The organism is Enterococcus columbae DSM 7374 = ATCC 51263 (genome assembly GCF_000406925.1).
GTDB classification, from domain to species: domain Bacteria; phylum Bacillota; class Bacilli; order Lactobacillales; family Enterococcaceae; genus Enterococcus_E; species Enterococcus_E columbae.
Genome location: NZ_KE136351.1, coordinates 110,713 through 136,859, shown reverse-complemented (window position 1 = coordinate 136,859; position 26,147 = coordinate 110,713). Strand labels below are relative to the sequence as shown.

The following is a 26,147-nucleotide window of genomic DNA, read 5'->3' as shown; positions in this document are numbered from 1 at the left end:
TATCTAAAAAGGTAGAGTTTTTATTGATTTGTAGCTCAATGTAATGAATTTCGAAAAATCAAAAATCGCTTCAAATCAATATTTTGACGTCTATTGACGTGTACTGAAACCCTTACTTAACCTCTGTAAAAATTAACTTCTACACCTATAAAGCTTATTCTTGCAGACTTTATAACAGTCTAAGAAAAAAAGGTAGAGAAAAAGGTAGAGATTCATACAGTATCTAGATTTTCCAAAAATTCTTTATAAACTTAAAACCTAGTTTGGAAAGTATGGTTTTCAGTCGGACTAAATACAGCGTATTATCAAGGTTTTTCAGGACGATATCTACTGATTAATTTCATAAAATTTGAATCAATAGATTATAAATAGGGGTATAGTTTTTGTGGACACGAATTGGTAAACTAATAAAAATCAGCTCCAATATTGAATTCAACTTTTCTATAATTTAGCGATTTCGAAAATATCCAAATTTTGATAATGCAAAAATTTTTTTATAAATGTATTGACAACGATTTCAAAAGGAGGTATCATCATTATGCAAGGTGTTATCGTAATAAGAGCATTACTTGTTAAAAAATTTAGGGTGTAATGAAAAGCAATACCTAACAGACGCTATTAAGCTGTTTTTGTTGGGTATTTTATTTTTATTATCTGAAAGGATTACAATGACATACACAATTACTAGCATACTCAATAATAGTGCACTGACTGCTGTTGATACAAATGGCAGTGAGTATGTACTGATTGGAAGAGGCATTTCATTCGGAAAAACTATTGACGAAACTGTTGATGAAACGAAGATTGAACGTCAATTTGGTAATGCAAATGAAGAATCAAAAAAAAATTACCATCTGTTGAAACTTATTGAGGATATTCCAGAGGAATATTTTGAATTAGCAAACGTTATAATTCGTTATGCCACCAAAAAATTGAATATTCAGTTAAATACTTCTGCGTATATCAATATGGCTGATCATATCAATAATTCAATTGAGCGTTACTATGATGATATTCAATTAAATTTCAGTTTACTAGACGAAGTCAGAGCTTTTTACCCTAAAGAGTATAAAGTAGCAGAATGGATTGTTGATTTTCTTAATGCTCAGATAGATATTGATTTATCAGAAGATGAAATTGGCTTTATTGCAATGCATCTAATTAATGCCGGAGGGGATGATTTTCAGCAGGTATCTCAAGTAAAGAAAGTTCTAGAATTAACTCGCTTAATCTCTAAACAGGTATTGGAGTTATTACCTGATACTGATGTTGGGTCCTTGGACTATAGCAGATTTCTTACACATTTAAAATATTTTGGGATTCGCTACTTTGGTAAGGAGCAGTCTAAGAGAGATGAAGTAGAAATTCTACTGAAAACTGATAAATCAGTTGAAATCGATGATATTATTAATAAAATTGAACATCTATTGGTTGAGTACTATAACAAATCTTTAGATCAGCATGAGAAATCATATCTAAAACTACATTTAAATCGCATTATTTATTAGGAGTGTTACAGTAAGGCTGGCAAAATCCAACAAAATCAATTTTGATTTGTTGGATTTTTTTGTTAATAAGAAAGGAAAATATTATGAGACATTCAGAACTTACAAAATCAATTATTACAGAAATTGGCGGCTCAAATAATGTTTCTTCACTTGAGCATTGTTCAACACGCTTACGTTTTCAGCTGAAAAATCTTGAGTTAGTAAAAAAAGATAATTTAAAAGCTATTAAAGGCGTAGCTGGGGTTAAAGACCAACAAGGTGGAATTCAAGTCATTATAGGGCAACATGTTGATGAGGTATATGATGATATTATGGAACAATATACTTTTACTGAAGAGCAGGTATCACATCAACCTCAAAAGGATCAGAGTATAAAGAGTAATCCTATTGTCAAAGTGATGAATACTTTAGCTGATTGCTTTGTACCATTGATTCCAGCGCTTATAGCTGCGGGTCTTATGTCTGCAGTAGTTTCAATGATTAGTTCATTCAAATTGATGGATCCAGAGAGTACGACATTTCGGCTGTTAGAACTGATTGCCGATGGACCACTTTACTTTATCGCATTTATGGTTGCTAATAGCAGTGCAAAACGTTTTAATGTTAACCCATACATTGCAATGAGTGTTGTGGCAACATTTATGATGCCCGAGTTGTCTGGATTGGTAGAAGAAGGAAGTAAATATTTCTCATTTTTCGGACTTCCATTCCGTTTAGTTACTTATTCAAATTCAATTGTGCCAATTATTTTAACAGTACTTGCTCAAGTTCATGTTGAGAGAGTCATGAAGAAAGTAATTCCAAAAATGTTTGCTACTTTCTTAGAGCCGCTATTGACCTATTTTGTATTAGCTGTGTTGACTCTTGGTATTTTTGGTCCTATTGCATCATATATTAGTGATGGACTTGCGTTTTTGATGAATTCAGTTGTTGGTCAATATACATGGTTAGTTTGTGGAATTCTTGGAGCAAGTTTAATCCTGTTGATTTCTACAGGATTGCACTATAGCTTGATGCCAATCATTATTGCAAACTTTACAATGGTCGGACATGATACTTTCTGGGCAGGTCCATCCTTCTGTGCGAATTTGGCACTTGCAGGTGCAGTACTAGCTTATGGATTTAAAACAAAAAATAGCAATAATAAACAAGTATCAATTGCAACTGGTCTGACAGCATTACTTGGTATTACAGAACCTGCTATTTATGGTGTTGCATTTGTTAATCGTAAAGTCTTGCTAGCAACAATTATTGCTGGTGGTGTTGGAGGTTTCTTATCAGGTTTGCTAGGAGTTAACTCATATGGCATGTCTCCGGCTGGTTTACCATCAATTCCAGTATTGGCAGGTCCTACGTTTGTTAATGCTATTATCTCTATTTCAGTATCGTTTATTTTAGCATTTATTATTTCATACATAATTACAGATAAGGAGGTGGAAAAATGAGACAATTATTATGGGGGGTAGCTTCAGCAGCAAATCAGATTGAAGGAGCCTATGATGTTGATGGGAAGGGACTGTCAACTGCAGATGTATTGCCTGGTGCAAAAGATAGGCATAAATATATTTTCAATCCCAAGGAAATGATAGATAAATCATTTGATTATTATCCTTCTTATAAGGGGGTAGATTTCTATCATAGATATAAGGAAGATATTGCTTTATACGCAGAGCTAGGGATTACTTGTTACCGTATGAGTATTGCTTGGTCTCGAATTTTTCCAAAAGGCGATGAAGTCACACCCAACGAGGCTGGTTTAAGTTTTTATGATGATGTTTTTGATGAATGTTTAAAATTTGGCATTGAACCTATTGTAACATTGTCTCACTTTGAAGTTCCACTACATTTAGTTAAACAGTATAATGGATGGGCAGATAAGAGATTAATAGCCTTTTTTGAAAGGTACTGCAAAGTTGTTTTCGAACGTTACCGTGATAAAGTTAAATACTGGTTGACATTCAATGAGGTAAATTCAGCAACTAAACTTCATTTTCATAGTGGTGCAACAATTCCTGAGAAAGACACAAATTTAGAGGAACTGGGCTATCAACTGCTTCATAATCAAGCAGTAGCTGCGTCCAAAGCCAATAAATTGTGTCATGAAATTTGTCCTAAAGCCAAGATTGGATGTATGGTTCAATATTCTCCAGTTTATCCTTATTCTGCACACCCAGAGGATGTTTTGGAAGCTAATAATTTTGAACGTGATAGAGAACTATTTGCTTTGGATTTATTTGTCAAAGGGAAATATCCTTTCTATAGTAAACGGTTGTTTAAAGAAAAAAATATTAACCTCGACATAACGCAAGAAGAGCTTTCTCTACTTGTGGAATTTCCAGCTGATTTTATTTCATTTTCATACTATATGAGTTTGTCCTATGGAAGAAAAGAGATAATTACTGAGCTGACGAATGGAAATATTTTTTCGGGATTAAAAAATCCTCATTTACAGTCATCAGAGTGGGGGTGGCAAATCGATCCGGTTGGACTCAGATTTGCTCTTAATCGATTGTATGAACTATATCAAGTTCCATTGTTTATAGTTGAAAACGGGATAGGTGTAACAGAAGAACTTATGGATGGGACAGTTGATGATGATTATCGTATTGAATATCTTAGACAGCACATTGAACAGCTTGAAGAGGCAGTTTCGGATGGAGTAGATGTCATAGGATACTGTATGTGGGCTGGTACTGATTTGATTAGTAACTCAACTGGAGAGATGAGAAAACGTTATGGGCTTATCTATGTTGATACTGATGATAATGGAAATGGAACGTATAATCGTTATAAGAAAAAAAGTTATTATTGGTATCAAGCATTTATCAATGATTATTTAACAAGGGAGAAATAGATGGAAAATATTATTAAGGCACCAGTTTCTGGATTTATTCAAGATATTACCGCTTGCAGCGACTCAGTCTTTGCAGAGAAAATGTTAGGTGATGGTGTTATTATTAGGCCATCACAAAACCAAATTTTTTCTCCTATAACTGGGAAAGTGACCCAATTTTCTGATACCAAACACGCCATTACCATTCAATCAGATGATGGATTAACGATTTTACTTCATATCGGCATCGATACTGTTGAACTCAAAGGGGAAGGATTTAGCTCTTTTGTTGTGTTAGGGCAAGATGTAAAAGCTGGAAGTTTATTGCTAGATTTTGACAGAGACTTGATTTCAGAGAGAGGGTATGAGGATACGGTCATTTTAATCAATTTATCTTCAGATTCTTCTATTACAAAATTGCAATTAGAAAACGAAGTTTCTGTTCAAAGCGAGATAATAAAAATTATTTTCTAAACTATATAAACGAAAAAAGGAGTAGGTTCATATTTGAATTGAGGTGACCCCCAAAAGTTAGACTTTTTTACGAGACGACTCCGGTCGTCTCGTTTTCATTATGCAGCTAAAAGATGGAGCCTATATTGAACAGGACTCATCCATCCTAACTTTTCTTTTATTCGTTGTTCATTATAATACTTTATAAATCGTTCTATTTCCATTTTTAATTCCTCATAGCTATAGTAAGTAACGCCATAGTATATCTCTTGCTTAAGCAGACCGAAGAAATTCTCCATTACGGAATTATCTAGACAGTTGCCCTTTCGAGACATGCTTTGAAATATTCGTTCTTCTTTTAGCCTTTGAGAGTATGCCTTCATCTGGTATGCCCAACCCTGGTCAGAATGGAATGTTCGTCTATAAGGGCAGTCTGAAGTGATTTCAATGGCTTTATCCAAGGCATTCATTACATTCTTTGCTGAAGGTTTCTTATCGATGCTGTAACTTAGTATTTCTCCATTACACATATCCATAAATGGATCTAAATACAGCTTATGCATTGTCATATGTCCTTTGACATCAACTTCATAATACTTAAATTCAGTCGTATCCGTTGTGATTTTTTGATGGGGTATGTGCGTATTAAAGCGTCTGCGAATTCTGTTGGGTGCAATGGTACCAATCCTGCCCTTATAGGAACTATATTTCCTACTTTTGCGTGTGTAGGATGTCACCTGCAAGCCAAGTTTTTGAACTATTCGCTGAACCTTCTTTTTGTTGATGAGATATCCTTGATTATGAAGCTCTCCATGTATTCTACGATATCCGTAATCCTTATTATTCTTACGGATTTCTTGGATTTTTTCTTCAAGTTCTTTGTCAGGATTTTCTCTATCAAATCGTTTTTGCCAATACATATATGTTGCTTTAGGCATGCCTGTATAAGAGAGAAGGTCTTTTAGTTTGAATTCTCGTCGGAGACTGTTGATGACGAGTGCCGTTCTCTCATTTTTTCCTCGTCCTCTAAACGCAGCCTCCTCAGTTCTTTTAAAAAGGCATTCTCAATTCTCAATTTAAGAAGTTCATCTTCTAGCTCTTTTACATGTTCTGCACTTGTATCAACAGAAGATTCTTCAACTGGTTTGTTTTGTGTATTGCCATTAGTTGTATTCAATGTTTTCTTTCGTCCCTTCTTGCGTGGTCTTAGGGCATCAGGACCAGCTGCACGAAAGCGACTCACCCAATTTGTGATCATACTTGGATTAGTAATTCCTTCTTGCAGAGCTAAATCTTGATATGAGATTTCACTTGATAAATATAACTCTACTATAGAAAGCTTCTTTTCAAAAGAATAAAAATCTTTTTTTCTAGAACGTTTTAATCCTTCATCACCAAATGCATTGTAATTATCCACCCATAGTTTAACTTTATTATCAGATGGAATGCCGAACTTATTTGCAAGATAAGTATAACCACCTTCGCCATTAAGATAAGCATTTACAACTTGCTTTTTAAACTCAAAAGAATATTTGGACATAAAAATACCGACCTCCAATTGTTAGATTTTATGGTCTAACTTTTGGGGGTCGGTACAAATCTACTCCTTTTTACTCGTAATGATTCTTTGTCACAGATGAAATATGCTAGAAGTAGACTTGCACGTATAATTGTAGAACTACTAAGAACCCAATTAAACAAGGCTGAAGAAAGAGGAAAACCGAATCTGAATCTAATATTTTTATATAATACACCTTTTTGTGAACTAGCCAAGACTGGAGGTGCGATAGATTTATCTATGGTAGAAGGCATTTTAACTATCGTAAAGGGAAAACTATCCCGTGGATTAACTCAGACTTTTTCAGCATACCTTCAAAAATGTCAACGTGAAAAAGTTAGAATCGAATAGAAATAAGTCAATAACCTCAAAATGGTTAACTCCAAAATAAGATATTCCAAAGCATATCTTTGTAAAATAACATGACCGATAAAATTAGTAATAAGTTTTAACATGGGAGCAGTTGGTGTCATACATATAATACTAAATAAACTTCAAAAATTCTGATATTAACCAGTTAGCCATTTTCTAGCACAAATTGATTTTACAACTTCTTTTGTAAGATTATTTATCGTCTCACACAAACGATCTATCACATGTTCTAACGTTAGGAATACCTTGTTCGCAAAACCTTTTTCACGTATTTCTTTCCATATCTGCTCAATAGGATTTAGTTCCGGAGTATATGGCGGAATAAACATTAATTCAATGTTTTCGGGGATTTCTAACGTTTTGGATTTATGTCAAACTGCGTTATCCATGATTAAAATCAAATAATCGTCTTTGTACTGTTGGGACAGCCTTCTTAAAAACTCGTTCATCCAATCTGTATTACAATTTCCAGCCACAATAAAGAAACTGTCACCGCTAATCGGATTAACCGCACCATAACAGTATCTATACTCTCTCACTCGATGACACGGGACTATAGGTCGTTTCCCCTTGACGCTCCAACATCTTCTAGGACGGTTGATACGACCAAAGCCTGCTTCATCTTGATACATCACGCGTACATGTTTATATTTTGAAGATTTACGAAAGCGTTTTTTCTGAGATTGAAATCTTAAGTTAATTTTTTTGACGACTCTTGAACAGACTCGTCTGCGGCCTTTGGATGTTTAGGTCTAGGTGTTTGTATAGACCATCCATGGCGTTTTAATAATCTCCAAAACCCTGAATAGGTCATTTCTACTTCATAGGTTTCGAGAAATAAGTGATACAATTCCTTAGCAGTTTTAATTTTATCTTCTTGTGCGGAGGCTAATTGTTCTTGTAAGAATTTTTCCTCCTCTTCTAAACTAATTCGATTACTTCTGCGTCCGCCACGCTTCTCAGTTGTAATGTATTCAATGCCTTCATTTAAATAATTTAATACGTTTTTTCTAATACTCACTTGAGAAAGACCGGTAATTTCAATGATTTGAGAGACTGGATATCCCTGTGCACGTAAAAGAACTGATTGTATTGTTTTAAAGAATTTTTTATTTTCTGTTAGCTTTAATGCTTGTTTTAATTCGTTAATTTGATTTTCTGTGAAATTATATTTTACTCTACCCATATTGTTATTGTATCAAAATTTATGCTCTCAAACAAGTATAAGTATTTAGTGAAATATAAAAAAGAGCACTTCACATTGTAAAGTGCTTCTTTTCATCATCTGCATGTTCTACTTAAATTTTATTATCTAAAAAATGTAGAGTTTCAATTAACTTGTAATGCAATGTAATGAAAGTTCATCTTTCAAAAATTGCTTCAAATCAAGGTTTATAAAGTCTTGTGACGTGTACTGAACTCTTACTTCACTTCTGTAAAAACTAAATAAGGTAAATTTTTGATATTCTGGTTCGATTTTTGCTTATTTTTTATGAAAGTTTACCTTATTTTAATGAAACTGATTGAAATTAGTTAAAATTTTATTTTTTGAAAAGTTATGAAAACGTTGATTTTAAAGTACTTTGAAATTAGATGAAATAAGTGGTGCCCCAACCAGGTCTTAAGAAAGCTCGTAAAGCTTCTCAATTCTCAAAACGTTAATGTTGGAATCGTTGCGAATTTATTCGCTTACGAGTCCAATATGGGACGGAGATTTTTCAAAAGTCGAGTACCATACTTACAACGTTTCAAGGCACTTTGCAGTTTTGCAAGGTGTCTTTTTTTGACTTTTGACCAAGACTTTGACCAAGGGTGTAGAAGGAACATGGATAAGGAAAATTACAAATGGGTAAAGTAATGATATAATCAAGTCGTATAAGTATATTCTAGTCACTGAAGATGGAGAAAAACCAAGCATCATACTAGAAGGAGGAATCAGAATGAAAAAATTTAGTGACCCAAGATGGAACAATACAACGATTCCTGAAGTTGTCGGCACTCGAGAAGTTACAGAAGAAGAAAAAGAGCGAGAAAAAGCATTTAATGAACAATTTAAAAAATGGTTAAAAGATAGGTACTCAAAACAACAAGCAAAGAAAAAACAAGAGGATTAGCATGTAAATGAAAAATCTAATTGGCAAGGATTCTTATGCTTAAAATTAGGAAAATAGTCTATGCAGCGATAAAACTAAGAAGCGCTTAAACTATTTATCAAAATGGGCGATATCGCCTTTTATGCTTTTTGTTATTAATTATAATCAAGTAATCGTGAACGGAATTGTAACAAAGAGATTTGGATTAACTATTCCAAAGAAATCGTGGTGATTGAAGATGTTAGTGGATAAAGAAAGGTTTATGCTGGTAGAAGAAGAACTTCGTAAGCAAGGGGTATTAGCTAGATTTGAAGCTGAAAATGGCAAGATTCTCGGACATATGATGATTACTTTTATAGAAATACCACCGGAAATTGAGATAGAATCGTTTAGTGGTAGTGTGCGTGCTTTTGGCGCTTCCTTTGATTTCTATGATATGATAATAGGAATTGCAATTGATCTGGCTACCGGAAAACCAGTTTCTAAAGCTTGGCTAACTCCACAGGTAGACAGCGCTGTTGAACCATCAGAAGAATGGCTAGAATTTTTTTTGAAAACGTTATTTGAAAGGCTTGCTGAGGATGGAATCGGGATGCCAATCTATTGTTTTGTAAATGATCATAGTGATATTACTATCGTTCCAACAATTAATGAATAAAGAAAAACCTCTTTATCCATTCTGCAAATCATGCAGGTAGATAAAGGGGTCTTTTTTAACGCATGCGTTTTTTCATGACTTTGTCTAAAGCGACGACAATGGTTGTATAAATAACAATCTCACCTAAAACAGGCAAGACAAAAGGAACCGTTCCGGCCATTAGCGCAGCTTTGACAGGCATGCCAGCAATAAATGGTAGGCATAGCCATAGGGAGCCTAAAACAAGGTAGATAAGGCTTGCTACTGTATTGGCAATGAAAACATTTCGCCAATTTTTTTCGCGGTTTTTAAGAAAGAGTGCAGTTAATACGGCATAAACTAAGAAGGCTGGTAGATAGCCACCACTAGGGGTTAAAAAGGCGCTCGCACCTCCATAGAAACCAGCGAATACCGGTAAACCGACTGAGCCTAAAAATAGGTAAGCTAGAATCGTTACACCTGCCCAAAGTGGACTGAGTAGGCTACCAATCATTCCCACACCTAGTGGTTGTAAGGTTAGTGGAATCATGGGTAAAGGAATGGTGATTTGGGCACAAATGATTAATAAGGCCAAAAGAATGGCTGCAAAAGCTAAATGAAAATTTCGTCTTTGTGATTGCATTGAAAGAGACACTCCTTTTTGTTTTTTCAAAAATGAGTATAGCACAGTGAAAAATGAATGCTCAAAGAATATGCTTGTGATAAATAGTTATTTATTTCGTAAATTATTGTAAATTACATCCTTTCAAAAGAGCGTTTATTTTTCAGTTTTTATCCTAATTGAAGCAGGAGTTGTTCTTTTATCTAATGCTTGTGCAGGATCATTTAGGGGGTGGTTTTGCTTCGTTTTTCACAAACGAATTGTTTATAAAAAGAGAACAAACATAGACAAATACTTGAAAAAAAACTATGATAAAAGCATTAAGATAAAGGCGGGGATTACATGTTTGAACTATCTATTTTGATGATGGAGCGCGTTGGTTTGATGATTTTAATGGCTTTTATGCTAGTAAATATCCCCTATTTTAAACAATTATTGCTCGATCGTCAGTCTTTTAAGGCTAGATTGTCTTTGGTTTTCATTTTTGGCTTTTTTGCAATTATTTCTAATTTTACTGGTATTGAGATTACTAAAAATACGATTTTGCCAGCCAATTTTTTGACCTCGATTAGTAATCATGCGGCGATTGCCAATACGCGGACATTGGTTATTACGGTAGCTGGCTTAGTAGGTGGACCGATTGTGGGGGCAATTGTTGGTTTAGTGGCTGGCTTTCATCGCTTGCTACAAGGCAATATTGCAGCCTTTTTTTACGTGCCTTCTTCTATTTTAATTGGCGCATTGACCGGTTATTTAGGCAGTAAGCTAAAAAAAAGGCAGCATGCGTTTGTTTCGACTGTTGATGCGACGATTATCGCGGCTGTGATGGAAATGATTCAAATGCTATTTATTCTAGTATTTAGCGATTCATTCGCAAGTGGTTTTACGCTGATTCGTTTTATCGGTTTGCCGATGATTTTATTAAATAGTGTCGGGACTTTTACCTTTATGTCCATGCTATCGATTACTTTGCAGCAAGAGGAGCAGGCTAAGGCGGTGCAGACTCATGATGTTTTAGAATTAGCTGCGCAAACGCTGCCCTATTTTCGTGAAGGGCTGCATCAAGAATCTTGTCGAAAAGTGGCCAGTATTATTCAGCGTTATACTAAGGTGAGTGCGATTAGTATTACGGATACGCATCAAATTTTAGCGCATGTGGGGATGGGGTGCGATCATCATATTCCAGAAATTGAGGTCATTACCGAGCTGTCTAAACGTGTATTAAAAACAGGTCAGTTAACCATTGCGCGTAGTAAAGCAGAGGTTGGTTGTTCGCATCCGGATTGTCCTTTGCAAGCAGCGATTGTGATTCCTTTGTTTTCTAAAAAACAAATTGTTGGTACGTTGAAGATGTATTTTGATAATCCTGATGATTTAACGCATGTTGAAGAGCAATTAGCAGAAGGCTTGGCGTTGATTTTTTCTACGCAAATCGAGCTAGGCGAAGCCGAAGTGCAATCTAAGCTGTTAAAAGAAGCGGAGATTAAATCATTACAAGCTCAGGTTAATCCGCATTTCTTCTTCAATGCGATCAATACGATTTCGGCCTTGATGCGTAAGGATGCGAATAAAGCACGAGAATTATTGCTCCAGCTAAGTAAGTATTTTCGTGGGAACTTGCAAGGGGCAATTGCTACGACAATAGGGGTAAAGCAGGAATTAGATCAAGTAAAGGCTTATTTGTCCTTAGAGCAAGCCAGATTTCCCAATCGCTATCATGTGGTTTTTGATGTCGAGCCAGAAGCTTTAGCGTATAGCTTGCCTCCTTATGCGATTCAAGTGTTGGTTGAAAATACGATTAAGCACGGATTTAAAAATCGTAAAGAGGATAATCAGGTTTATGTGCAAGTTCATTTAGAAGAAGGGCAACTAATGATCGATGTCTATGATAATGGGGAGGGAATCCCTGAGGAACGTTTGCAGCTGTTAGGCAAACAGGTGGTTGATTCGGAAAAAGGAACGGGCACGGCTTTAGATAATTTAGCGCGAAGGATTCATACGCTTTATGGCGAGGCCGGTCAATTTTTTATTGAAAATAATGTAGAAGGTGGGAGTCATGTCGCTTTGACTTTACCATTAGCGATAAAGGAGTGAATGAGTCATGCATGTATTAATTGTCGATGATGAACCGTTAGCTAGAGAGGAATTAGCTTATCTAGTCAAGCAGCATCCAGCTATTACTAGTGTTGAACAGGCTGAGTCAGTTGAGCAGGCGATTGCTAAAATGCTAGATCAAAAACCGGATATTCTATTTTTAGATATTCATTTAACTGGCGAAAGTGGTTTTGACTTAGCAGAAAAATTAGTGCATTTAAAAAAGGCGCCCTACCTAGTTTTTGCGACAGCTTATGATCAATATGCACTAAAGGCCTTTCAAGTCAATGCAAAGGATTATATTTTAAAGCCTTTTGATCAAGAACAGATTAGCCAAGTAATTGAAAAAGCGATTAAACAAGGAGTTCCAAGCAAGCCACCTAAAGAGCAGCCGACTATTCTAAAGCAAGGTGAGGAGCAGTATGAGGCGATAGCGATTCAAGGGGATGATCGCATTTATATGGTTTCGCCTAAGGATATCTATTGTGTTTGGGTCGAGGAGAAGACCTTAAGTATTTGTACGGAAAATCAAGTGTATGAGATGATTGGTCGCTTAAATCAGCTTGAACAAAAATTACCCAAGGAGCTTTTTATCAAAACCCACCGGAGCTATTTGCTTAATCGTAAAAAGGTTCAAGAGATTCAGCCGTGGTTCAATCATACCTTGCAAGTCATCTTAACGAATGGGCAACGTGTACCGGTTAGCCGCTCTTTTGTGAAGGATTTTAAAGAAAAATTTGGTATTTAAGGCAAGAAAAGCTGCATTTTAGATGCTTAGGGCATTTGAGGTGCAGTTTTTTGCATTTCGTGTCTAACTTAGGCTGTTTAATGTTGAAAACGCTTTTTATTTTATTTTTGTGCCTATAATAAAGACAAGAAAACGATCAAGGGAGTGTTCAATATGAACAAGAAAGAATATTCATTTTGCCAACAAGCGATTATCTTTGCAATAATTATCTTTATTTCTAAGCTGATTGTCGGTGTCTTACCGATTCCTATTCCTTCATCAGTTGTGGGGATGATTTTATTATTTGTCGCGTTATGTGCAGGAATTGTTAAGCTAGAGCAGGTCGAAGGTTTGAGTAATAGCTTATCGAAAGTGATTACCTTCTTGTTTGTCCCTTCAGGTATTTCATTAGTTGATTCATTAGATTTGATGAAAAATTATGGTGTGCAAATTGTTTTAGTGATTTGTGTGGCAACCTTAGCTTTATTGGTCATTACTGGCTGGTCAGGAATGCTGTTGTTAAAATTGCGCAGTGCCCACAAGCTTCATTTGCCTCAATGGTTATCTGCTAAACGTCCAATTAACAATAAAGGAGAGGTAAGATTATGAACGCATATGTCGGTATTATCATTTCATTAATTGTCTTTGAAATAGGTGTCTTTTTATTTAAGAAAAGTAAAGGTTTCTTCTTATTTACTCCGTTATTTGTGGCGATGGTGCTAGGGGTAATCGTATTAAAGGTTACGGGTATTTCTTATAAGGAATACAATGAAGGAGGTCAATATATCAGCTTCTTTTTAGAACCGGCGACCGTGGCTTTTGCGATTCCGCTTTATAAAAAACGCGAGGTATTGAAAAAATACTGGCTTGAAATTTTCTTAGCCTTAACCATCGGCTCAATTGGTTCTTTGTTTAGTGTGGTAATGGTGGGTAAATTGATTCATATGCATCCAGCGATTATTGCTTCGTTATTACCACAAGCAGCCACCACAGCGATTGCCGTTCCGCTTTCACAATCTATTGGCGGTGTGGCTTCGATTACTGCCTTTACTGTCATTTTTAATGGGGTATTGACCTATGCTTTAGGGAAAATGGCGGTTCGATATTTTAGAATCAATGAAGAGATTTCACGTGGTTTGGCTTTAGGTTCAGCAGGTCATGCACTTGGGGTGGCCGTAAGTATGGAATTAGGTGAAACCGAAACAGCGATGGCTAGTATTGCGGTAGTTATTGTTGGTTTAGTGACTGTTTTAGTGGTACCTGTTTTTGCCGCTTTTATAGGTATTTAGATTTTATTTAAACTAATCTGTTTTTTGGCTAAAGTGAAAAATCTTGCTATAATAATAGAAAAAGCAAGATGGTGGTGTTGAGATGTTTAAACAAAATAAACGATTTATGACTATTGTTACAGTTTTGGTTTTATTGATTATTTTAGTACCTATTGTTGGTATGTTATGGGCTAAGCATGAAACGGCATCTGTTCAATCAACCGTTTCTTCGACGAGTCAAACATCGGCTAAAAGTACTAAAGCAACTAAGAAAAAGACCAAAAGCTCGACTACTTCAACCCAGTCTGCTGCGGCCACAGAAAAAACAAATTCGTCGGTAGCAACCAATCCTTGGGCTGAGGATAATCAGACAAGCACCTCTAAAGAAATAGAAGAAAGTACGACTAGCACCAGTCAGTCGGCTCAACAAGTAACACCAAGTCAGACTCAGACTACGGCTAATTATACAGCTGAAGAAGCGGTAGCGATTGTCAGTGCGTATTATGATCGTAGTGGCTTGTCACCAACCAATGTGACCTTTGCAGTTAGTGATCCTAGTCAAGTGTTGGTCGGTAGCGATGGCCAGTATTATTGGCATGTGATTGGTAGTGTAGACGGTAGCCCATATATGGCTTATGATATTCAATTAAATAATGGGACGATTCATGAATCCTATTTATATGGTGAAGGGCAAGCAACCTTCATCCCAGCTCCCTAGTATTTCAATTAGCCTCCCCACTAGTTCCTGCACGTAGCATGAATTAGTGGGGAGCATTTGTTTATTTAGCATTTGCAGTATTTAGCCAAGCTTTGATAGCAGGTTTTAGCATTGAAGGGTACTTTTTGCATCAGGTAATCAATGATGGGGCCATAGCTAACGACAGCAATTATACTACCGATACCAAAAGGGGCCTGAAAGGGTAAAGAGGCTAAAAATAATCCCGCATAGACGATGATTAAGGCCAGACTATAACGTAATTTAGCCCATTCCATCAAGGATAAAGTCAGAATGTCGGATGTTTGATAGCCAAAATTTAAAGGAATATAAAAGGCTAAGGACCAACAAATGGCTAAAGTACCAGTGATTAAATAAAAAGCTTGCCAAAATAAGCCACTTGGATTGCCAAGGGTGCTTTGCAAAAAATGTTCACTAAAATCAATGGCTGGTCCAATGCCAAAAGCAAATAAAAAGGTTCCCATATGGATTAATTTTCGATTGAAAAAGAAAAAAATAAGAAAGACCAAGCCCTCAAATCCAAGCGCTGCCTGTCCTAAGCTAATGGAAAAGAGGTTGGTTAGGGCAATTTCAAACATGGTTACTGGATCGCAGCCTAGATTGGCTCGCACGAATAGGCTAACACCTACTCCACAGATCAATACAGCTGGAAGTATACATAAGGATTTTAAAAATAGGGATTTCATCAGTAGCATCCTTTCAAGTTTGTTCATAGCTATTATAGTGAATCCCCCTTAGAAAACCAATAGCTAAATGAGTTAAATGCTGCTAGTCAATATATGCTATAATTAGAAAAAAAGTAAAAGTCAGGTGATTAGATGGAAATTCAAGCACTCATTGATCAAATTAATCAATTTAGAGATGAACGGAATTGGCGACAATATCATAATGAAAAGGATTTGGCGATTTCGATTTCTCTGGAGGCTAGTGAATTACTTGAGCTTTTTCAATGGTCAGCAGCTAAAGAGGTAGTCGAAAATAAAAGCGAACGCTTGGCTGAGGAGTTGGCGGATGTTTTGATCTATGCGTTCATGTTGGCGGATAATTTACAGTTTGATGTGGGCGCAATCATTGAAGCGAAGCTAGAGAAGAATGCGCTAAAATATCCTATTGAAAAAAGTTATGGTTTGAATAAAAAATATACTGAATTATAAATTCGTTGAAGCCAAACAATCCCCAAGCGCATTTCGGTTGCTTGGGGATTGTTTGGTTTTATTGGTTTTTAAGAATTTGGCGGTATTGTGCAAGTAAAATTTGGCTAATTTTTTGATAACCGGTCTCATTAGGATGCAAGCCATCGGTATAATCACTGGCTTGTAGGTAGACTTGATTGTTTGCATCATGAAATAGTTGGATGAAGTGTACTTGCGTAGAATGAATGCATGTTTGCTCTTCTTTAAAAATCATTTGAATGAGATCATTACTACGCATCCCTTTTCCTTGAGCACTATAACCGTGTAGGGCCTCTAAGCAAGGTAAGCAGCTAAGAATAAAAATTTGCGCTTGAGGTAGATTGTTTTGAATAATTTCGACGAGCTCTTTGACCTGTAAGGCAATTTGGCGTGGACTAGCCATGACGGTATCACCTAAGTCATTAGTCCCGATCATTAAGAAGACCTGCTTGGGTTGATATTTGATTACCGCCTCATCGACAAAATGCAACAACATATCCGAGGTAATACCGGCAATACCACAGTTATAACAGGTTCCTAGCTCGGGCAAGTATTTGGCTAAATCAAAGTATTGAACGATGGAATCGCCGAAAAAGACCGTTTGGAGGGCCTTTGCGCGTTTTTGTTGCTGAATGATTTTTTGCATTCTTTGTAATACAAAGCTCCGTAGCTGATAACGATTGGTATCGTATAGCATGCCTTCTTTCATACAATCACCTCCTCGTTAAATAATTGTGAGTTGATAAGGTTTAGGTTGAACATGATGAAATAATTGCTCATAGACCATCGTTAGCTGTTGATAGATAAATTGATCTGAATGGACTTGATTTGCGTAATACATAATTTGGTAATCCACCCCATAAAGATAAGCGCAGACCTTAGATAACTCCAGTCCATTGCGTTGGTAAAAGTTGAAACGTCGCTTTCGCAATCGTTGCTCGGTTTGATTGGGTGCTTTTTGAATGTCTTCAATTTCGACTAATAAGCAACGTTGCTCCATAAGAGGCAATAGCGCCTGCAATAGCTGACTACCATGTCCTTCATTTCGGTGCGCAGCTACTACCGCATAGTAATCCAGTAAGTAGCTTTGTAAGCCTTCATGGGCAAAAGTAGCCAAGAAAGCGTAGGCTAATAGCTGCTCTTGTGCATCGAATAAACCAAAGCAACGGTATTGTTTTTGTTGATTCAGCTTTTCGATGATCAATAAAGGTTTGACTTCATCTGCTGGAAAATCATGAATCAAATGTTGTTGATAGGTTTGTTTAATTTCACTTAAGGTTAGTTCACGAATCATTACATCCTCCTGTGGCTAACTGCTTTGTTTGTTTGCTTGTAGCTGGGTTAATAAAATAGCAAGCATAATCATTATACCACCAAAAAGCAAATGTAGGCTAAATGGTTCAAAACCAAATAATACGGATAGAAGACTACCAAATAAGGCTTCATTCATCAAAATTAAGCCAGCTGTACTCTCATCGGTATAGCGTTGCCCTAATAGCTGAAGACTTTGACCAATAAAAGAAGAAAAAATCCCTAAAAAGACAATTGGTAACCATCCTTTGGCAAAATTGGCTTGTGAAAATTGAGCATGTTCAAACAATAGGCTCCAGATAAAGCCCATTGAACTTTGACAAATTGCCAACATAAACGAAAGGCGCCAAGGATGCAATAACTTAGCAGAGATACCAAAATAAATAATTTGTACAGCATAGATTAACGCACAAAGTAAGGTTAAAGCATCGCCTCGTTGTAGATGGAAACCGGTTTGTAAAAAACCAGTCAAAAATAACATACCAACCAATGAAAGGATGATTGGCAAAATCAGTTGTTTACTGGGCACTTTTTTAAAGATAAGCCAACCGATTAATGGAATCATTAAAATATAAGTAGCAGTTAAAAAAGCGCTATTTGCTGGCGTGGTTTCTTTTAAACCAATCGTTTGGACCTGATAGCCTAAAAAATTGATCGTACCCGCAGTTAGACCGATTTTCCAGTCGGCTAATTTTAATTGTCGAACTTCTTTATAGAAAATCATCAAGGTGAATAAGGCGAAAATAAGTCCACGAAAGCCATTAATTAAGCCGGCAGGAATTTGAGCATCGGTCGCTTGTTTGGAAAAGATAAAGCCGGCTCCCCATATCATCGCGGCAGTTAATAAGAGAAAATTGGCTTTGGTTTTTGTCACAATTGTTCACTTCCTTAGTCATTTTATTTGAAATGCTAGTGTATTTAGAAGAAAAAGTCAAGATAGGTTTATTTTTTGATATAATGAAAGAGATGATTTGGAATTGGAGGGAAGTATAGATGTCCGCTTTTATTTTTGACCTGGATGATACCTTGTATGATCCACTAGAACCATTTAAAAAAGCTTATCAAAAGCATTTAACGATGCTACATCCAGTAGTTGCTGTGGAAGATTTTTATAAAGTGAGCCGAGCCTATAGTGATGCTTTATTTGAAGCACAACAAAACGGGGAAATTCCGATTGAAGAGGTTAGAAGGATTCGGATTCAATCAGCCGCTAAGGATTTTGGTTTTCATCTTTCTGCCGAGCTTGCAGATGCTTTTCAAACGACCTATGCCAAAGGTCAAGGCGAGTTAGTTTTATTACCTGGCTATGAAACATTTTTCAAAGAATGTCAAAGTAAAAATATTTTCTTAGGGGTGATTACCAATGGTCCAGGGGATTTGCAGCGGAAAAAATTAGCCAGCTTATCTCTAGAACGTTATATTCCATCTACTCATTGGTTGATTTCAGGTGAGGTTGGTTTGATGAAGCCACAGCGTGAAATTTTTGCCTATTATTATCAACAACATCAAGCTGCACTAACAGATAAAAAGATTTATTATATTGGGGATTCTTTTGAAAATGATGTTGTGGGTGCTAACCGGATGCATTGGCAGGCATTGTGGTTGAATCATCGCAAACGACAACCGATAACAACTGATGAAAGCTTGAGCTACAAGGAATTTACGACCCTTGATTCATTATTAACCTACTGTAAAAATCAAGCGTAGTATTTTGACAATCTTTGTTTGAAAGCTATTTACAGTAATTGGTTGCGCCGTTATAATGTGGAAGAGGAGAGCCGAAGATGAATAAATTTAAAGAGATTTTTGCCGATTTAGAACAAAAAATCTTGAACGGTGTCTATCCAGCAAATTCATTATTACCAAGTGAAAATCAAATGATGGAACAGTATCATGTTTCGCGTGAGACGGTCAGAAAAGCCTTAAACCTATTAAGAAACGCCGGTTACATTCAAAAGAAACAAGGGAAAGGCTCTATCGTGCTAGATTTGCATCGCTTTGATTTTCCTATTTCTGGATTGACTAGTTTCAAGGAATTACAAGAAAAGTTTAATATGGATAGCAAAACCGAAGTGATTGAGATTAAAAAAATCGCGGTATCACCTAATCTTAGTGAGCGTACAGGTTGGCCAGTAGCTGCAGAGGTGTGGAAGCTCGTGCGTAGACGGGTCATTAATGGTGAGCCTTCCATTTTAGATGTGGATTATCTCGATGCACAGATTATTCCGACTTTACCTGAAAAGAAGGTAGAGGAATCTTTATATCGTTTCTTTGAGGAAGATTTGGGCTTAGAGATTTCCTATGCCCAAAAAGAGATTACGGTGGATAATGCTTCTAAAAAAGTGCGTGATTTATTGAATTTAACAATGGATGATCATCATGTGGTAACGGTTCGCAGCCTAGTCTATCTTTATGACATGCGTTGCTTTGAATATACTGAATCGATTCACCGCTTAGATAAATTCCGCTTTGTTGATTTTGCTAGACGGACGAAATAAAATTCGACTATTGAATATTCAATTTATCCAAACAGCATAGGTTATTTTCTTCAACTAAGTAAGGTTGATGGAGATAACTTGTGCTGTTTTGTTTATGCTAAAAAAAACAGCTATCCTCGCCTTGAACTAGGGCGGATAGCTGTTTTTTATTATAATGCGATTAATTCATCCATGTTTAATTCAGCTAGTGAATGCACGGTACGATCTGCTTGTGTAAGAGGTTCATCGGCTAATACACCGATTGCATACATTCCACAAGCTTTGATACCAGCGATGCCGGCTTGAGCATCTTCAAAGCCAATCGCTTCTTCCGGTTTAATCCCGATACTTTCTGCTGCTTTGACAAAAATTTCTGGATCGGGTTTTCCTTTAGTTAGTGTTGCTGGATCGACAATGGCATCGAATAAATCGATAACGCCTAGTTTTTCTAAAATGAATGGTGCATTTTTAGAAGCTGACGCAATCGCACAAGGCATTTTTTTAGCTTTGGCTTCTTTTAAGAATTCAGCGACACCAGGAAGTAGGTCGGCTGGCGTTAAATTTTGTAATAATTGAACATAAGCTTCATTTTTTTGAGCTGCAAAAGCTTCTTTTTCTTCCTGCATATAAGCGGATTGTTTGTTGCCATGAGCTAGGATACGTTCTAGTGAATCCATACGGCTGATTCCTTTTAGTTGCTCATTAAACTTTAAATCGATACTGATACCAAGCTGATCAGCTAATTCTTTCCATGCTTCATAATGATATTTGGCAGTATCGGTAATTACTCCGTCTAAGTCAAAGACAAATCCTTTCATGAGAGGACCTCCTAATATTGAATTGTTTGCAATTGATTTGCCGTTAATTGCACTTTTTGATTTTTTACATAGACAACGACATCTTGACTCGCTTGTAGACTAATTTGGTTTTTATCGACAAATACTTGATAATCCACTTTGCGAATGGTTAGGTTGAAACGAATGCTATCCCAAGCAGCTGGTAGATTTGGTTCAAAATGAAGTTCTGGACGACGAATGTCCACTCCGGCAAAGGTTGTTAGCGGGATGAATAAAGTTGCTGCCATTACCCCTGCGTGGATTCCTTCAGCAGTTGTACCACCTTGAATATCCCGATAGTCTGAGTTCAACGCTTCTTTGTATAGTTTCCAGGCCAAATCATTTTCGCCAATCATCGCTCCAAGCTGAGCATGCACAATTCGTGATAGGGTAGAACCATGTGAAGTTCTTGCTAGGTAGTAATCTAAATTGCGTTTTACATAGTCAGCAGGTACTTGATAATTCAAGTCTTTTAAAATACCGTCAACGGTTTCTTTAGAGAAGTTATAGTAAATCATTAAGCTGTCCGCTTGTTTCGCCACCTTATAGCTGTCGGCTGATTTTCCTTCTGCGTTTAGGATGCGATCCATACGATAGATGTTGCCATATTTTTCACGATAATGCTCCCAATCCACTTCTTCTAGCTTGAAGTAGTCTTGGTATTGCGCAATAATCCCATCTTGGTCGATTTCTAAAGCTAGTTGGTGACGAATTTCAGCCATATGAGCGATTTGTTCATCGTTCACGCCGGTTTTGGTTTGTACTTTAGCAAAGACATCGGCTGGGAGTTGTTTTTGTAGCTGATTGATTTGTTCAAATAACCATACGACCATCATGTTGGTGTAGGCATTATTTTTTAGTCCGCCCTTATCAGACCAAGGATAAGCTTCGTGGAATTCATCTGGTCCCATTACCCCTTCAATTGAGTAGCGTTGTAAGCTTTCGTCAAAGAAGGCTAGGCTTTCCCAGAAGTGAGCAATTTCAAGCATTAGCTCTAAACCGTATTTTTCCATAAAGTCTAAATCTTGGGTGTTGTTAAAGTATTGCCATACGTTATAAGCAATCGCTAAGGAAACGTGACGTTGACGACGGCTATGATCTTCCTTCCATTCGCCGCTGATCGGATTTAAGTGCAATTCTTGAGACTGTTCATCTCCATAAAGGCCAGCTTGCCATGGGAACATTGCCCCTTTTAGGCCAAGCTTTTGGGCATCTTTTTTCGCTGCAGCTAAGCGACGATAACGATACATTAATAGTTCACGTGCAGTTTCAGGGAAGTGCACAATGTAAAATGGTAAGATGAATAATTCATCCCAGAAAATATGTCCACGATAAGCTTCTCCATGTAATCCACGAGCGGTAACCGAGGCATCTAGATTTTTATTTCCATTTGGACTAGCTGAAGCTAAGATATGGAAGGTATGCAGGTTTAACATCTTTTGTGACATTAAATCGCCACTTACTTCAATTGCTGCTGTATCCCATAGTTTTTGCCATTGTGCTTTTGATTGTTCAAAAGCTGCTTCAAATGTAGCAAAGCTTAAATTGGCTAGCTCGCAGACTTTTGGTGTTTCTTCTACTCGATATTGATCGACATAGACGGCTTTAGTTAAGGTATAGCTTTCACCTTGAACAGCTTGGATAGTTAGACTTTGACTGACTTTTTCATCCTCAACAGCTTGCTCTAAGCGGGTTAAATCCAATTGCTCACTACTTAGTTGAGAGGCTTGTACAATCGTAATTTTTGATTGCTTTGTTTGCGCGATTAACAAAGCTTTATTATCTAATGCTTGTGTTTTGACTATATCTAAGTGTTGGCTATTTAAACTACGATAACGGGCTACGTTATAGTTATAAACGGTACCATCTGCTTCACTAACAAGCGTCACTTCACCTGAGAAGTTTAATGGAGTAAAACGATAGTCAATTTGGTATTCATGGACATTTTCCATGCTTGCAAATTTTTTCGTTTGAATGTGTACTTGTTTGCCATTGTCTAAAGCGACGATTGCCTCAGAAGAGAATAATCCTGTCTTTAGATCTAAATGACGTTTGAAGGCAAGTAATTGGTTATTGGCTATATGGATTGCTTGGCCATCAATCACTAAATAAATTTTTTGTAAATTCGGTGCATTAACAAAATCTTCATTGACAATATCTCGTCCGCTTACTCTAGATGTAGCAGCGTTATATAGACTGGCTAAATAGGTAGCTGGATAGTTTTCGTCTGCAATTTCCATTTCAGGAGTCGTTCCACGTAATCCCATAAAACCATTACCGACTGTTAAAAGTGATTCTACTGAATATTCATCTTTACCTGGTCGATAACCGTAATAATCAAGTGACCAAACAAGTGCTTGTGCTTTTTCTGCGAAGCTTTCTTCGGTGCCATATACAAAGGGCACATTATAATTTTCAGTAATCCATTGTGCTAACGACATCAAGCCAAAAGGGGTATCGACTAAAATTTCATCTGTACCTGTGATGTATCCACCTTCAAAAGAATGTTGTGCTAATACTGGCTGTAAATTTTTAAAGTTTTCTTGGATAGAACCTGTTAATGTAACGGTAGTGTCATTTGGGAATGTAACGGTCCATTGATTTTCGTGAATAGCAATCGATGCTAATTGCATAAAATCTCTCCTCCTGTTCATGTATATACAAGATGATTATAAACGAAAAATCATGAATATACAAGTGGGAAAAGTAAATGTTCAACTAATATAGAAAGCGTTAACGATATTGGTTTATAAGAAAAAAGCGCGAGATGTTCTTTTATCTTTTAAACATCTCACACTTATTAAATGGCTATACAAGTTGATTGATTAGGTAGTTATTTACTGTAGCATTTTGCTAAGTAATTTTTTTATTGGCAAGCAGCTGTTGAATCTCTTTTTTTATTGCTAAAGGAGTGGTAGTTGGTGCGTAGCGCTTGACCACTTCTCCTTGTTGATTGATTAAAAATTTAGTGAAATTCCACTTGATGTCTTTGATTAAAAGGCCACCTTTTGCTTTTTTTAGATATTCAAATAACGGACTGGCATGTGGGCCATTGACGTCGATTTTGGCAAAGGTGGTAAAGCTAGTATGGTAATTTAGCTGACAAAAGCTTTGGATTTCAGCGTTACTTTCAGGAGCTTGGTTGCCAAATTGGTTGCAAGGAAAATCTAAAATATCAAAGCCTTGCTGGTGAAAGGTCTGATAAAGCTGTTCTAATTGTTCATACTGAGGGGTAAAACCACAACCAGTTGCGGTATTGACAATTAGTAAGACCTTCCCTTGATATTGACTGAGAGAAACAGGATTGGCTTGACTATCCATAACACTAAATTGATAAATACTCATCATAAGCACTCCTTATCTTTTATTAAAAAAAGCTGGTCAAGTAAATGACCAGCTTTCATTTTTATACGCCTAAAATAGGGCCTGGATCAATAAAGCCACGCCAATTTGGGGTTGTGGCGATACCAAAGTGTAGGTGCACACCCGTAGAATTACCAGTTGTCCCCATGAGGCCGATTGTTTGACCGGCACTAACTGAACCAGAGCCGACTAAAATACTACTTAGATGTAGGTAATAAGAATAGTAGCCGTCTCCATGATTGATAATCACATAATTTCCGGCTGAAGGATCATAGCCACTATTAGCGATGCTTCCTGAGCGTGAAGCATAAACAGGGGTACCATAACTACCCGTGAAATCAATGCCATCGTGACGAGTACCAGAATAACCAGTTGGATCTTCACGATAACCAAAGCGACTAGAAACATTTAAAGAAGCTAATGGTGGATTCCAACCACTAGAGCTAGCAGGTCGACTAGCTGGGACAGATCCAGTGCTAATCGTTTGAGTAGATTGGGCTGCCTGCGCTTGTTTTTGAGCCGCCGCTTGGGCTGCTTGTTGCGCCTTTAATTTAGCTAATGCTTCTTGCTGAGCTTTTTCAGCCGCTTCTTTTTGTTTGATAAATTGCGCTTTTTTAGCTTGTTCTTGCGCTAGACTAGCATTTAATTCATTTTGTTTTACTTCAAGACTAAGTTTTGCTTTTGTTAATTTTTCACTGGTTTTTTGTAAGCTAACTACCTGTTCATTGATTTTTTCTAATGCTTGGGTAGCGGCTGTTTTCACCTTTTCCAATTCATTTTTATCTGCAATTTGTTGATCCAATAGATTTTGATTAGCTTGGACAAAGGTATACATCGCAAATGATTTAGATAAAAAATCACCAATGGACTCAGCTTCTAGTAAAGCGGTTAATACGGAATCGGATTTTTGATTCATTTGTGTACTACGCGCAAGATTGCGAATTTTATCTGAACGTTTATCGATTTTATCTGTTAAAACAATTGATTTTTGAGTTAGTTCATTGACTTCGATTTCTTTTTTATTCTTTTGTGATAAGGTTTGCTCATATTGCGTTTGGTATTGTTTTATATCGGCAGCTAGTTGAGCGACTTCTTGGCTTAATTGTTTTTGACTTTGCTCAATTGCTTGAATTTTTTGATTTTGATTTTGGATGTTTTGATCAATGGATTCGGCATGAACGCTTGAATTAGACAAGGCAAATCCGAAAATAAGGGCACCGGCTAATAATAAGTGTCTTTTCATAAATAAATTGCTCCATTTCTTCATTCTACCAACAACTATATGCTACCGTAATAGAAAATGCAAGTTAAGGATTGATTACAACTATTGCAAAGAAGTCTTTACTGAAATTTTAGCGCTGTATCTTTCTTTGTATTCCCTAGTATTTGATAACAGGTAAGGGATAGATTGCATTAAATAGGCGGTTATTTTTTTGTTCAATCTAAGGAGTAAAAGTCAATATTTTTCAATGAAGAAAAACCTACAACTTGCGACTGATTTTAAAGAGAACTGCTATTTTTATATAGCATAGTTGTAGTATAATGAGACTAACAAAATAAATGAGGAGTGAAATGATTGATGAAAGAACAACGAATGAAAAAATTGGGTACCTGGAATCTGGTTGCTTTAGTTTTAACCAGTATTGGGGCTGTTTTTAGTGTAGTTTCTTTACCAGGAACATTATTTCCAAATAAAGAAGCGTTAGTTAGTGTGGGTGGTGAGGCTTTATATAACCAAGTAAATTCATGGACGCATAAAGTGCCCGCCGTCCTTGAGGTGGTTATTAGTTTGGTTTTTGCTGCATTATTCTTTATGGCTTATAAGCAAATTAAGTCAGGTAAACTGCCGAATAAATTGATTTATTTTCTGAATATTGGCTATTTTGTTTTATCATTGATTCTTGATCAAGTCGTTTTACATAGTGCTAGTACCGATGCTTTGGCTGGCTTAGATAGTCAAACTGCGGGAGTTGCATCGACAGCTATGGCGATAGGCTCAATTGTAGGTATTTTATTTGCTGTTTTATTACATTTACCACAAATTATGTGTTTGATTCATTTGTTTAAGTTGGAAGATCCTACAGTAGATAACGAATAATAGGGGGGAG

26 protein-coding genes and 1 pseudogene are annotated in these 26,147 nt (G+C 36.6%); 15 read left to right on the top strand and 12 right to left on the bottom strand.

Going from position 1 to position 26,147, the window contains the following annotated elements:
• Positions 1-569: 569 nt before the first annotated feature.
• From RK02_RS10990 to RK02_RS10975, 4 genes are all read left to right on the top strand, one after another.
• On the top strand, positions 570-1,508 hold the full coding sequence (locus tag RK02_RS10990; protein ID WP_018451722.1) for a PRD domain-containing protein: 939 nt from the start codon (positions 570-572) through the stop codon (positions 1,506-1,508).
• 83 nt (positions 1,509-1,591) lie between these two features.
• A complete protein-coding gene (locus tag RK02_RS10985) occupies positions 1,592-2,953 on the top strand; it encodes a PTS transporter subunit EIIC (RefSeq protein WP_016184310.1) in 1,362 nt (453 codons plus the stop codon).
• Positions 2,950-4,362: a glycoside hydrolase family 1 protein gene (locus tag RK02_RS10980; protein ID WP_016184309.1), complete on the top strand. Its 1,413-nt coding sequence runs from the start codon at positions 2,950-2,952 to the stop codon at positions 4,360-4,362. Before RK02_RS10985 ends, RK02_RS10980 begins: the two co-directional genes overlap by 4 nt.
• Positions 4,363-4,815, top strand: a complete 453-nt coding sequence (locus RK02_RS10975; protein ID WP_016184308.1) for a PTS sugar transporter subunit IIA — start codon at positions 4,363-4,365, stop codon at positions 4,813-4,815. It abuts the gene before it with no gap.
• 98 nt (positions 4,816-4,913) lie between these two features.
• Here RK02_RS10975 and RK02_RS12175 read toward each other — a convergent pair.
• The 3 genes and pseudogenes from RK02_RS12175 to RK02_RS12605 all read right to left on the bottom strand — a co-directional run bounded on the left by RK02_RS12175 (position 4,914) and on the right by RK02_RS12605 (position 7,910).
• Positions 4,914-6,334 (bottom strand): IS3 family transposase gene (locus RK02_RS12175; protein ID WP_143139393.1). Its coding sequence is split into 2 segments (ribosomal slippage): positions 4,914-5,767 and positions 5,767-6,334, totalling 1,422 coding nucleotides; the frame shifts between segments, so codons are not numbered across the junction.
• A 527-nt stretch (positions 6,335-6,861) separates the two neighbouring features.
• Positions 6,862-7,356 (bottom strand): annotated as a pseudogene (locus tag RK02_RS12610) (IS630 family transposase).
• 59 nt (positions 7,357-7,415) lie between these two features.
• On the bottom strand, positions 7,416-7,910 hold the full coding sequence (locus tag RK02_RS12605; protein WP_016184307.1) for a helix-turn-helix domain-containing protein: 495 nt from the start codon (positions 7,908-7,910) through the stop codon (positions 7,416-7,418).
• A gap of 754 nt (positions 7,911-8,664) precedes the next feature.
• Between RK02_RS12605 and RK02_RS12395 the strand changes: the two genes are divergently transcribed.
• Together RK02_RS12395 and RK02_RS10945 are read left to right on the top strand one after the other, a co-directional pair.
• Positions 8,665-8,838: a hypothetical protein gene (locus tag RK02_RS12395; RefSeq protein ID WP_016184306.1), complete on the top strand. Its 174-nt coding sequence runs from the start codon at positions 8,665-8,667 to the stop codon at positions 8,836-8,838.
• Positions 8,839-9,055: 217 nt separating this feature from the next.
• Positions 9,056-9,475 (top strand): hypothetical protein, encoded by a 420-nt coding sequence (locus tag RK02_RS10945; RefSeq protein WP_016184305.1) that lies wholly within the window; start codon positions 9,056-9,058, stop codon positions 9,473-9,475.
• Between the two features lie 55 nt (positions 9,476-9,530).
• Here the strand turns inward: RK02_RS10945 and RK02_RS10940 are convergent, their stop codons facing one another.
• A complete protein-coding gene (locus tag RK02_RS10940) occupies positions 9,531-10,076 on the bottom strand; it encodes a biotin transporter BioY (RefSeq protein WP_016184304.1) in 546 nt (181 codons plus the stop codon).
• 321 nt (positions 10,077-10,397) lie between these two features.
• Here RK02_RS10940 and RK02_RS10935 point away from each other — a divergent pair, with 321 nt between their 5' ends.
• From RK02_RS10935 to RK02_RS10915, 5 genes are all read left to right on the top strand, one after another.
• Positions 10,398-12,149 (top strand): sensor histidine kinase, encoded by a 1,752-nt coding sequence (locus tag RK02_RS10935; RefSeq protein WP_016184303.1) that lies wholly within the window; start codon positions 10,398-10,400, stop codon positions 12,147-12,149.
• A 7-nt stretch (positions 12,150-12,156) separates the two neighbouring features.
• Positions 12,157-12,897, top strand: coding sequence for a LytR/AlgR family response regulator transcription factor (locus RK02_RS10930; RefSeq protein ID WP_016184302.1), 741 nt, complete (start codon positions 12,157-12,159; stop codon positions 12,895-12,897).
• 153 nt (positions 12,898-13,050) lie between these two features.
• Entirely contained in the window at positions 13,051-13,485 is a 435-nt protein-coding gene (lrgA, locus tag RK02_RS10925; protein ID WP_016184301.1) for an antiholin-like murein hydrolase modulator LrgA, read from the top strand.
• Positions 13,482-14,165 carry an antiholin-like protein LrgB gene (gene lrgB / locus RK02_RS10920; protein WP_016184300.1) on the top strand — a complete coding sequence of 228 codons (684 nt, stop codon included), beginning with the start codon at positions 13,482-13,484 and terminating at the stop codon, positions 14,163-14,165. Before lrgA ends, lrgB begins: the two co-directional genes overlap by 4 nt.
• A gap of 82 nt (positions 14,166-14,247) precedes the next feature.
• Positions 14,248-14,862, top strand: coding sequence for a hypothetical protein (locus RK02_RS10915; RefSeq protein WP_016184299.1), 615 nt, complete (start codon positions 14,248-14,250; stop codon positions 14,860-14,862).
• A 65-nt stretch (positions 14,863-14,927) separates the two neighbouring features.
• On the opposite strand, the gene RK02_RS10910 is transcribed toward RK02_RS10915, so the two are convergent.
• Positions 14,928-15,566 carry a YczE/YyaS/YitT family protein gene (locus RK02_RS10910; protein ID WP_016184298.1) on the bottom strand — a complete coding sequence of 213 codons (639 nt, stop codon included), beginning with the start codon at positions 15,564-15,566 and terminating at the stop codon, positions 14,928-14,930.
• 132 nt (positions 15,567-15,698) lie between these two features.
• On the opposite strand from RK02_RS10910, the gene RK02_RS10905 reads away from it, so the two are divergent.
• Positions 15,699-16,034 (top strand): nucleotide pyrophosphohydrolase, encoded by a 336-nt coding sequence (locus RK02_RS10905; protein ID WP_016184297.1) that lies wholly within the window; start codon positions 15,699-15,701, stop codon positions 16,032-16,034.
• Between the two features lie 58 nt (positions 16,035-16,092).
• Here the strand turns inward: RK02_RS10905 and RK02_RS10900 are convergent, their stop codons facing one another.
• The 3 genes from RK02_RS10900 to RK02_RS10890 are packed head-to-tail and all read right to left on the bottom strand — an operon-like array spanning position 16,093 to position 18,237.
• On the bottom strand, positions 16,093-16,761 hold the full coding sequence (locus RK02_RS10900) for a GDSL-type esterase/lipase family protein (protein WP_016184296.1): 669 nt from the start codon (positions 16,759-16,761) through the stop codon (positions 16,093-16,095).
• A 15-nt stretch (positions 16,762-16,776) separates the two neighbouring features.
• A complete protein-coding gene (locus RK02_RS10895) occupies positions 16,777-17,346 on the bottom strand; it encodes a GNAT family N-acetyltransferase (protein ID WP_016184295.1) in 570 nt (189 codons plus the stop codon).
• Between the two features lie 15 nt (positions 17,347-17,361).
• On the bottom strand, positions 17,362-18,237 hold the full coding sequence (locus RK02_RS10890; RefSeq protein ID WP_016184294.1) for a DMT family transporter: 876 nt from the start codon (positions 18,235-18,237) through the stop codon (positions 17,362-17,364).
• 119 nt (positions 18,238-18,356) lie between these two features.
• On the opposite strand from RK02_RS10890, the gene RK02_RS10885 reads away from it, so the two are divergent.
• Positions 18,357-19,070, top strand: coding sequence for an HAD family hydrolase (locus tag RK02_RS10885; RefSeq protein ID WP_016184293.1), 714 nt, complete (start codon positions 18,357-18,359; stop codon positions 19,068-19,070).
• Between the two features lie 77 nt (positions 19,071-19,147).
• Positions 19,148-19,861 (top strand): trehalose operon repressor, encoded by a 714-nt coding sequence (gene treR, locus RK02_RS10880; RefSeq protein WP_016184292.1) that lies wholly within the window; start codon positions 19,148-19,150, stop codon positions 19,859-19,861.
• Between the two features lie 149 nt (positions 19,862-20,010).
• Here the strand turns inward: treR and pgmB are convergent, their stop codons facing one another.
• The 4 genes from pgmB to RK02_RS10860 all read right to left on the bottom strand — a co-directional run bounded on the left by pgmB (position 20,011) and on the right by RK02_RS10860 (position 25,282).
• Positions 20,011-20,658, bottom strand: coding sequence for a beta-phosphoglucomutase (gene pgmB / locus RK02_RS10875; RefSeq protein ID WP_016184291.1), 648 nt, complete (start codon positions 20,656-20,658; stop codon positions 20,011-20,013).
• 11 nt (positions 20,659-20,669) lie between these two features.
• A complete protein-coding gene (locus RK02_RS10870; RefSeq protein ID WP_016184290.1) occupies positions 20,670-23,309 on the bottom strand; it encodes a glycoside hydrolase family 65 protein in 2,640 nt (879 codons plus the stop codon).
• Between the two features lie 220 nt (positions 23,310-23,529).
• A complete protein-coding gene (locus RK02_RS10865; RefSeq protein ID WP_018451709.1) occupies positions 23,530-24,021 on the bottom strand; it encodes a glutathione peroxidase in 492 nt (163 codons plus the stop codon).
• 61 nt (positions 24,022-24,082) lie between these two features.
• A complete protein-coding gene (locus tag RK02_RS10860; RefSeq protein ID WP_016184288.1) occupies positions 24,083-25,282 on the bottom strand; it encodes a murein hydrolase activator EnvC family protein in 1,200 nt (399 codons plus the stop codon).
• Between the two features lie 336 nt (positions 25,283-25,618).
• Between RK02_RS10860 and RK02_RS10855 the strand changes: the two genes are divergently transcribed.
• Positions 25,619-26,137: a hypothetical protein gene (locus RK02_RS10855; RefSeq protein WP_016184287.1), complete on the top strand. Its 519-nt coding sequence runs from the start codon at positions 25,619-25,621 to the stop codon at positions 26,135-26,137.
• Positions 26,138-26,147 lie beyond the last annotated feature (10 nt).

Bases quoted from the DNA above. Each gene is read 5' to 3' on its own strand.
- RK02_RS10985 (WP_016184310.1), top strand. From the start codon at position 1,592: ATGAGACATTCAGAACTTACAAAATCAATTATTACAGAAATTGGCGGC.
- RK02_RS10980 (WP_016184309.1), top strand. From the start codon at position 2,950: ATGAGACAATTATTATGGGGGGTAGCTTCAGCAGCAAATCAGATTGAA.
- RK02_RS10975 (WP_016184308.1), top strand. From the start codon at position 4,363: ATGGAAAATATTATTAAGGCACCAGTTTCTGGATTTATTCAAGATATT.
- RK02_RS12605 (WP_016184307.1), bottom strand. From the start codon at position 7,910: ATGGGTAGAGTAAAATATAATTTCACAGAAAATCAAATTAACGAATTA.
- RK02_RS12395 (WP_016184306.1), top strand. From the start codon at position 8,665: ATGAAAAAATTTAGTGACCCAAGATGGAACAATACAACGATTCCTGAA.
- RK02_RS10945 (WP_016184305.1), top strand. From the start codon at position 9,056: ATGTTAGTGGATAAAGAAAGGTTTATGCTGGTAGAAGAAGAACTTCGT.
- RK02_RS10940 (WP_016184304.1), bottom strand. From the start codon at position 10,076: ATGCAATCACAAAGACGAAATTTTCATTTAGCTTTTGCAGCCATTCTT.
- RK02_RS10935 (WP_016184303.1), top strand. From the start codon at position 10,398: ATGTTTGAACTATCTATTTTGATGATGGAGCGCGTTGGTTTGATGATT.
- RK02_RS10930 (WP_016184302.1), top strand. From the start codon at position 12,157: ATGCATGTATTAATTGTCGATGATGAACCGTTAGCTAGAGAGGAATTA.
- lrgA (WP_016184301.1), top strand. From the start codon at position 13,051: ATGAACAAGAAAGAATATTCATTTTGCCAACAAGCGATTATCTTTGCA.
- lrgB (WP_016184300.1), top strand. From the start codon at position 13,482: ATGAACGCATATGTCGGTATTATCATTTCATTAATTGTCTTTGAAATA.
- RK02_RS10915 (WP_016184299.1), top strand. From the start codon at position 14,248: ATGTTTAAACAAAATAAACGATTTATGACTATTGTTACAGTTTTGGTT.
- RK02_RS10910 (WP_016184298.1), bottom strand. From the start codon at position 15,566: ATGAAATCCCTATTTTTAAAATCCTTATGTATACTTCCAGCTGTATTG.
- RK02_RS10905 (WP_016184297.1), top strand. From the start codon at position 15,699: ATGGAAATTCAAGCACTCATTGATCAAATTAATCAATTTAGAGATGAA.
- RK02_RS10900 (WP_016184296.1), bottom strand. From the start codon at position 16,761: ATGAAAGAAGGCATGCTATACGATACCAATCGTTATCAGCTACGGAGC.
- RK02_RS10895 (WP_016184295.1), bottom strand. From the start codon at position 17,346: ATGATTCGTGAACTAACCTTAAGTGAAATTAAACAAACCTATCAACAA.
- RK02_RS10885 (WP_016184293.1), top strand. From the start codon at position 18,357: ATGTCCGCTTTTATTTTTGACCTGGATGATACCTTGTATGATCCACTA.
- treR (WP_016184292.1), top strand. From the start codon at position 19,148: ATGAATAAATTTAAAGAGATTTTTGCCGATTTAGAACAAAAAATCTTG.
- pgmB (WP_016184291.1), bottom strand. From the start codon at position 20,658: ATGAAAGGATTTGTCTTTGACTTAGACGGAGTAATTACCGATACTGCC.
- RK02_RS10870 (WP_016184290.1), bottom strand. From the start codon at position 23,309: ATGCAATTAGCATCGATTGCTATTCACGAAAATCAATGGACCGTTACA.
- RK02_RS10865 (WP_018451709.1), bottom strand. From the start codon at position 24,021: ATGAGTATTTATCAATTTAGTGTTATGGATAGTCAAGCCAATCCTGTT.
- RK02_RS10860 (WP_016184288.1), bottom strand. From the start codon at position 25,282: ATGAAAAGACACTTATTATTAGCCGGTGCCCTTATTTTCGGATTTGCC.
- RK02_RS10855 (WP_016184287.1), top strand. From the start codon at position 25,619: ATGAAAGAACAACGAATGAAAAAATTGGGTACCTGGAATCTGGTTGCT.